Below are 6,984 nucleotides of genomic sequence, written 5' to 3' on the forward strand. Positions count from 1 at the left end.
CAGAGCAATGAGGGGCTAACATGGCGATGTTAGCCCCCCTTTTTTTGTTAGTCGTCAAGCTGATTTGCAATAACACAAACTAGGTTATCGTGAAACTGCTCCACTTCACCCTCTACTTCAGCTTCAGGGTCAACATCACGACCAACATCAAATTCATTTGAGCGTACCAATGCTTCTTGTTCTACAGACTTAGCAAAGGCGTATTCAGCTCTATATCTATCATCATCAAGCTCATACTCTTGTTCTTTCATAGCTTCAGCCTTCCAGTCTTGATAACGCTTTTCTTCATCGTCAGCTTGCTTCCACGCCCTATAATCATCCAAATTATCAAATTCAGGTGAGTTCATAAAACCTTCCATTTCAGCTTCAGCCTTGCCAAATGCAATTTCAGCTTCCTCTTCCGCTTTTTGCATTTCTAAACTTTCTTCATGGGCTTGCGCTGCTAAATCATCTAAGCCTTCACGCTTAGCTAATTCAGTTAGCTCATCATAAGAAAATGTTTTATGTGTCATATTAAATTCCTTAGCTTTGCCGCTAATACCCTAGTGGCTGGGTGGTCAGCACCTTGCCGACCTTGTATATAGTATTATATATAATATGACTAACTTCTACAAGGTTTATATAAGGAAAAAACAAATAAAAAATAGCACGACCAGCAGGGAGGGCGTTGAGGCTTAAGAAGGGGGAGAAGGTAGGCGCAGAGAGCTAAGGAGAGGGCGCAGAAGCAGCCTAGAGGGTTTAGATTGTGGTTAGCAGTGTAGAACAAATAAAGGGCTAACACGGTGATGTTAGCCCTTTATTTATTTTGCGTTGACGCAATTATTTTTCGGTTTCAAGGATATTAACTTCTAATGAAACATTTGATAGCTCATTGATTATTTGTGAGCAATCCATAGCATCATATTTATTCGTCATTTCATCTATTTTTGATTGCATATCATCTTCATTATCGCATTCAAATTCTATAATTTCAGATCTCATATATTCAATAATTACTGTAGCTTTCATGCTTTTCTCCGTTGGTTAGGTCAGCACCTTGCCGACCTGATTTATATTAGGTTTTATTTGGTATCTGCTTTTAACTGGTCATACATATTAACAGCATCGTTTGCTAATAAATGAGTGTAGATCAAGAGTGCTACAACAGCCAAACAGGTTAAGATAATTTGTGGCACTGTGTAGCTAGAGCTTGTTATATACCAAGCAATAACGCTTAATGACATGATTATTACTGAGATGCAGGTAACAACCAGTTTAATTAAACTGTTTCTAGTCGCTAGTTTTGAAGTTGTTTGGGTTGTCATAAGTCACCTTTAGTTATTAATGAATTGAAGTATCTTACTAAGATGTCTCATTATATATCTATCTTAGTAAGATAATCAATATATATTTATAAATTAATATTAAAAATATATTATAAAAATATTGACTAAATATTATTATTATAATAAGATATCAATGTTAAAAAACAAAAAACTAAATTAATTAAGGTAGTAATATTATGTTTAAAAGTATTAAAGATCTTTTCTCTAATAATCAAAAATACGATGTAAACTCAGTCAAAAGAATTGTTTTTGACACTGATTGTAAAATAAGAGTGAGTGGGTTTTTCAAAATCAGCCATGAGCTTGTGTCTAATCGAGAAGATAAAGAAAAGGTGCAAGATGCAGTAGGGCAAGAGCTGCTTAGAAAAAAAGATTTTGGGTATATGGTGAGCAGAACGCGACAAGCAGAAGTGAAAGTAATAAGCATTGGTAATGAGGCGAATGGCTTATGTACAGTACATTTCGAGCTTACTACGCATTTTTATAATAGCTATATTGCAATTGATCCATTGTCAGCCAAAGCCAAGGCTAAAGACTATTTTACATACCAAACCGAAGTGCCTTATTATGTAAATAATATTGAGAAATCAGGGTATGATGTAGAAATAGATATAATCACAACTGGAAGTAAAGAAGTGGTTTTCTTTGAAGGTGAAATAGGCTATGAAGATAATGAATAGAAAATAATAGATATAGCTTATATAAATGACTTTTACTTAAAGTTTATATATTATTAATATAATAAATAATAGGTGTAAGATAATGAAAAAAGCACACTCCTTAATCAGTAAGAAACCTTCAAAACGCATGGTAGGACAGGTTAAATCTGTAGGCAGTCTCTTAGTTGAGGTGGGAGAGTGCTTAAAACTAAATAAGAAGATACCGCAAGGCTTATTGACCAAGCGCAATATAGAGAAAGTAAATGAGGCGCTAGGGGTTGTTTTAGAGCCTAAAATCCTAAAGCAGTCACATGGTAGAGGCGGTGATAAGCGAATAGGAGAGGCTTTGACCGTACTGGGGGGCAGTCTCTTAGATGGTAAGCCTTTTATAGATGACAGCGGCTACCTTTTATGCTTGTATAATCACTTGGGTGTTGATGTGTATGGTTCATTACCCACAAAAACAGACTTATTAAAGAACAATGATTTTGCTTTTTTTGAAAATTATGATTATGTTAATAAAGTGTTTTGGGGAACTGGAAGATACGCTAGAGCAAAGTATTTCTATTTTCCATATCAATATGCCTTATTGAATGAAGGGGATAAAAAGCGGTTAGAAGTAGCAGAAAGAAGGTATGAAAGACAAGCCGCTAAAACAAGATCAGAAGCGGCTAAGCAAGCCGCTAAAACAAGACGTATCAGGAAAAACAAAGAGGTTGAACGCCTTGACCGCAGCAAAGAAAGTTTAGCCCAAATAAAAAAGCTAATAACTGCTTATTGTGATGCAGGACATAAAAAACCGCTATTCATTGATACAGAAACAACGGGATTATCTGTAGATGATGAAGTGATTGAGTTAGCAGTATGTGATATTGATGGGTTTATTATTGTAGATACCCTTATTTATGCCGAACAAGCCATTCACCCAAAAGCCAAAAGAGTGCATGGGATTAGTGAAGAGGATATCCAAAATAAACCTAGGCTTTCAGAGTTTACAGATGATCTAAAGCGATTGTTTAAGGATCGGGAGCTTATGATTTATAATGCCGATTTTGATATTGATATGCTCAATCGGTCTTGTAAAGAAAGAGTGTCGAAGGATGCAAAAAGCATTGAATGTGTTATGTTGCAATATGCAGAGTATGCAGGGGAATGGTCAGATTATTTCAATGATTATACTTGGCACTCATTAGATCAGGCTTGTAGGAACTTGGAGATAAAAAGGGTTGGTAGTCATAGGGCTTTAAATGATGTAATGGCTACAATTAAAGTATATAAGAAAATTACAGTATAATGAAGAATACGAATGGACAAGAAAACAATTCTAGTAAAAATACATAAAGATGGGTTTGAAATGGTAAGGGTTGTTAGTGGTCGGTGGGTTAATGAAATTGAATTTGATCGCCAGCTACTAAAAGAGGCTTCAATTGATTTATTATGTATGTTGGTAAAAGATATCATATTTAATACATATGATTGTAATTTTGAATTAATCCGTGGAGGGCAGCACTTAGTGGTTAGAGAAAAAAAATTATCTTTATCAAAGAAAGAGGTTTTGTTCATTGGTGATTATGCGATGCCAAGTGAAACCTGAAATCGGCTTAAAATCGTAAAATAAAAAGGGTTAACACTATAACGTTAGCCCTTTTTTATTGCGTTGACGCAATTATTTTGTATATATACTAATATATTGTTGACATGGTGCGACAAAGGTGCGACAATATCCCTAAGTTAATAAGTTCATTAGCTTATCCTCTTTAATCTTAGTAATTCCAGCAAGGAAACAAGGTAAACATTATGAAAAATTCAGTATATCGTCAGAAGAATAATTGTATTGTCCTTTTAAATAAGAGCAATGCGCCTTTGACTATTCAGATCAATAGTGTTGCTTGTGCTATTGAATTTAGACACTACGCGAAAGAAGTAAATTTTGAGCCTGAAGCTTTTGAAATCGCTTTTGAAGATATTAATGAGGTAGAAGTCAACCTTCAAGACTTCATTGTTTGGTATCTCACTTACTCAGAAGAAGCGCTAGAGGTTGAAGAGCAGTATCAAGAACAGTTGAGTGATTTGCGCGACCTACAGAATAAATGTGCTTATGAAATTCTTATGATGTTTGTAGCATCCTATGTTGTTTTTGAGGATGATAACTTTATTGAAGGTTTTGAGTCAGAAGAAGAAGCAGATGAATACATTAAGTCAAGTAAATATGGCTCAGATTACAGTAAGCATCGTGTTATACCGCATAGCGTAGAATTTGCAATCGGTGAGTTTGGCGAAGGTGATGATATTGACGTTACCATTGATGCAGAGATTGACGGTGAACTGAATCAGGTTGCTTTTAATGTTCAAACTGTAAATGGGCTTCACATGTCTCAAATGGGGTGCTGGATCACAACCAATGGTGGTGATGGTGAATTTAGTCTGATTGAGAAGATAATATTTGAAGCATCGAATGTGGTAGAGATTGCACAAAACTGGTATGCCGAAACCGTTAAGGCTGGGTGGCAATATCATGATGCTGGTTTTAACGCCTCAATCAATAGTCAATCGGTCAGCATCAAAGAAGTGGATGGTGAGTTTGTTACGGCAGTGGTCAATGATGATTTTAATGCCAATGATTATAACGTTCCTGAAACGCTTGGAGAGGCATTTGATAGCTTAGAGCAAGCGCAAGAATATCTTGATCAATTCAAGACAGGTGATTATCAAGATGTGCAAGGCGTATCAAACGCTATCTGCAACATTAAGCGTCATGCTTAATATTTAAAGGGCAAGGGGGCTTGGGTCTGTTTGGTTCAAGCCTTCATTCAAATCATTCACTGATGGGTATAGATATGAAAAAAATCACCGAAAATGCGCTGGTAGCGCAATTTAGACAACATTTTGAAGATAAGACAGGGCAAAAGATTGATTTTAGAAAACATCAATTTTTGCGAAACAGTTATGGGAACACACCAACGTTTTACCATGAATTTGCTGTAGTGGTGGTGGATGAATGGTACGCATGGATCAATCAATTTGTCAAAGACAATCAGCATAAGTTACATGAGTTAAGCGGTATTGAATATAACACCCAAATGTCATGTGACAAGCTAAGAACCGATACCTTAAAAAGGTTGTTGTATTCAGATTGCTCAGACGTGGTAGCGAGACAAATTAAAGGTTAATTTAAGCCTGATTGCTATGAGTAATCAGGCACAGTTTAAAAATATGGAGAAAACCATGAGTCAGTCAGTGAAGAAGTCAGTACGTTTAGCCCCTGAGACTATCGAAGCAATCCGTCAGATCAGTAATTTTGGGGAAATTAATTGGAGTGGATCAATTAATGATATTGCTTCACGTTATCTATTTTTTGTTGAAAAAAGCCTACCTGAGCTGACCGAAAATGAAAAAATGGCGTTGGCGGCTGTGTTTAACGGAAAACTTTTTGATTCAAAAGACTTAGGGCGTGAAGTTCAAACACTTCATTTTTACATTGGCGCTTCAATAGAAAATGATGGTCACTTTGTAGAATGGTTGTGGCGTGATTCAGATCTTGATCTTGAAGCTTTTATAAAATCGGATGCCGCAGAGCAGTTTTATAAGCGCGTGACGGAATGGACGATACCAGAGCGTTTAGCGGTCATTCATTATGTGACAGCGTTTTGGTCGCCTAAGTTGATTAGTCTTGACGATTCTGAGGATGATGATGGCTAAGATATATGAGATCTGTGTGGTGTGTGAGCGCAAAATACCGCTTGAGACACGCAAGTTTAAAAATACCTGTAGCGACCATTGCTCAGATATAAAGCAAAAGCAGATTGATCAACGCGCTTATGCGGCAAAAATGTCACGCGACCCACTGTATGCCACCAAACAAAGCCGAAAGCAGTATGCAAGTATAAAGGCTGATCCTGAGAAATGGATAGAATTTAAAAAAGTTCGTGATGAACGTGTGCAAATGCCAAGCTATAGAGAATCCTTGCGAAAGAGCTGGAAGAAGTATAAGGCCAAAAATAAAGAGAAGATAGCAGAGCATACGCGCAATCACCGAGCAATGTTAGGGGTTGAATGGACTGAAAGCAGGTTGCGTAGTGAGGCTAAGCGTATAGAGAAACGTAAGAAAAAACGGCAGTGGTTAAAAGACAATGATCCTGATGGGTACAAACAGCTTTTAAAAGAAGAGCGAGAATATCAACGCCAGTGGCGCAAAAATAAACGATTGCAAAAAGCGCAAGAGCAAATGGCGCAGGTCATGCAGGGAGATAGTAATGAAGAAAAATGAGATCCAGTTGCTTGAAGCTAATGAGATTATTAGTGCTTCTACAGAGCAGCTAAAACAAGAGTTTGCAAAATCTCTTAAGGTAACAGCAGATAGATTAGCATACATGGCCACCATCTATAGCGAACTTATGGGGCGTGGCGTAGATATGTCAGGGCTTAAAGGTGGGCTTATGGAATACATGCCATTGATCGCCTCAAATCAGTTGGATGCAAGACTGGTTATTGAGTATGCTGGTAACAAAACCTTATTGTCTTATTTAGCAAAATTATCTAAAGATAAGCAGTTAGAGCTTATTGAAAGACCAGTGGTGAAGGTGGTTAGCCTTGATGATGATGTGAAGAGTGTGGAAGATATCAATCTTGATGATATTCGTGCTGGTCAAATATTCCAAGTGTTTGATTCTAATGCTGGGATTATTCGTGATGAAGAAGAACAGTATAAGCAGCTTTTGGTTAAAAACTCAAACAGCAAAACTCGCAAATCTAAGAATAGGCGCGTAAACAAGGTGAAAATTGAAGGGGATTCTATTGTTGTAAAGGGCATGGATATTAGTATAAAAGCAGTGCTACAAGCTTTATCTGAGCGTGATGGTATAGACTATTTTAGTTATCAGCAGAAATAAGTTGTATGAAAGCCCTACTATCTTGATGTGGGTTATTATTTTGAAACAACTAAGCAGTTATGGTTAGAGAGAGTAAAGATATGGATAAGACGGGTTATGTGTTATCAGGGG

The 6,984-nt window shown here is 36.8% G+C and carries 11 protein-coding genes; 8 read left to right on the forward strand and 3 right to left on the reverse strand.

Translation table 11 applies throughout. The annotated features are described in order from the left end of the window. Window positions 1-47: 47 nt before the first annotated feature. The 3 genes from INT03_RS00595 to INT03_RS00605 all read right to left on the reverse strand — a co-directional run bounded on the left by INT03_RS00595 (window position 48) and on the right by INT03_RS00605 (window position 1,304). Window positions 48-512, reverse strand: coding sequence for a hypothetical protein (locus tag INT03_RS00595; protein ID WP_193007160.1), 465 nt, complete (start codon window positions 510-512; stop codon window positions 48-50). Window positions 513-819: 307 nt separating this feature from the next. After that, window positions 820-1,008 carry a hypothetical protein gene (locus tag INT03_RS00600; RefSeq protein WP_193007161.1) on the reverse strand — a complete coding sequence of 63 codons (189 nt, stop codon included), beginning with the start codon at window positions 1,006-1,008 and terminating at the stop codon, window positions 820-822. Between the two features lie 53 nt (window positions 1,009-1,061). Then, entirely contained in the window at window positions 1,062-1,304 is a 243-nt protein-coding gene (locus INT03_RS00605) for a hypothetical protein (RefSeq protein ID WP_193007162.1), read from the reverse strand. Between the two features lie 197 nt (window positions 1,305-1,501). Here INT03_RS00605 and INT03_RS00610 point away from each other — a divergent pair, with 197 nt between their 5' ends. The 8 genes from INT03_RS00610 (at window position 1,502) to INT03_RS00645 (ending at window position 6,873) form a co-directional block, all read left to right on the forward strand. Beyond that, window positions 1,502-2,005 (forward strand): hypothetical protein, encoded by a 504-nt coding sequence (locus INT03_RS00610; RefSeq protein ID WP_193007163.1) that lies wholly within the window; start codon window positions 1,502-1,504, stop codon window positions 2,003-2,005. Window positions 2,006-2,087: 82 nt separating this feature from the next. Then, window positions 2,088-3,278, forward strand: a complete 1,191-nt coding sequence (locus tag INT03_RS00615; protein ID WP_193007164.1) for a 3'-5' exonuclease — start codon at window positions 2,088-2,090, stop codon at window positions 3,276-3,278. A gap of 12 nt (window positions 3,279-3,290) precedes the next feature. After that, window positions 3,291-3,578, forward strand: a complete 288-nt coding sequence (locus INT03_RS00620) for a hypothetical protein (RefSeq protein WP_193007165.1) — start codon at window positions 3,291-3,293, stop codon at window positions 3,576-3,578. A 203-nt stretch (window positions 3,579-3,781) separates the two neighbouring features. Beyond that, complete coding sequence (locus INT03_RS00625) at window positions 3,782-4,747, forward strand: hypothetical protein (protein ID WP_193007166.1); 966 nt, start codon at window positions 3,782-3,784, stop codon at window positions 4,745-4,747. Window positions 4,748-4,821: 74 nt separating this feature from the next. Beyond that, window positions 4,822-5,154 (forward strand): hypothetical protein, encoded by a 333-nt coding sequence (locus INT03_RS00630; protein WP_193007167.1) that lies wholly within the window; start codon window positions 4,822-4,824, stop codon window positions 5,152-5,154. 55 nt (window positions 5,155-5,209) lie between these two features. Beyond that, window positions 5,210-5,683, forward strand: a complete 474-nt coding sequence (locus INT03_RS00635) for a hypothetical protein (protein WP_193007168.1) — start codon at window positions 5,210-5,212, stop codon at window positions 5,681-5,683. After that, a complete protein-coding gene (locus INT03_RS00640; RefSeq protein WP_193007169.1) occupies window positions 5,676-6,251 on the forward strand; it encodes a hypothetical protein in 576 nt (191 codons plus the stop codon). Before INT03_RS00635 ends, INT03_RS00640 begins: the two co-directional genes overlap by 8 nt. Continuing rightward, window positions 6,238-6,873, forward strand: coding sequence for a hypothetical protein (locus tag INT03_RS00645; protein WP_193007170.1), 636 nt, complete (start codon window positions 6,238-6,240; stop codon window positions 6,871-6,873). Before INT03_RS00640 ends, INT03_RS00645 begins: the two co-directional genes overlap by 14 nt. Window positions 6,874-6,984 lie beyond the last annotated feature (111 nt).

This window comes from Psychrobacter sp. PG1, assembly GCF_014897815.1.
Taxonomy (GTDB): Bacteria; Pseudomonadota; Gammaproteobacteria; order Pseudomonadales; family Moraxellaceae; genus Psychrobacter.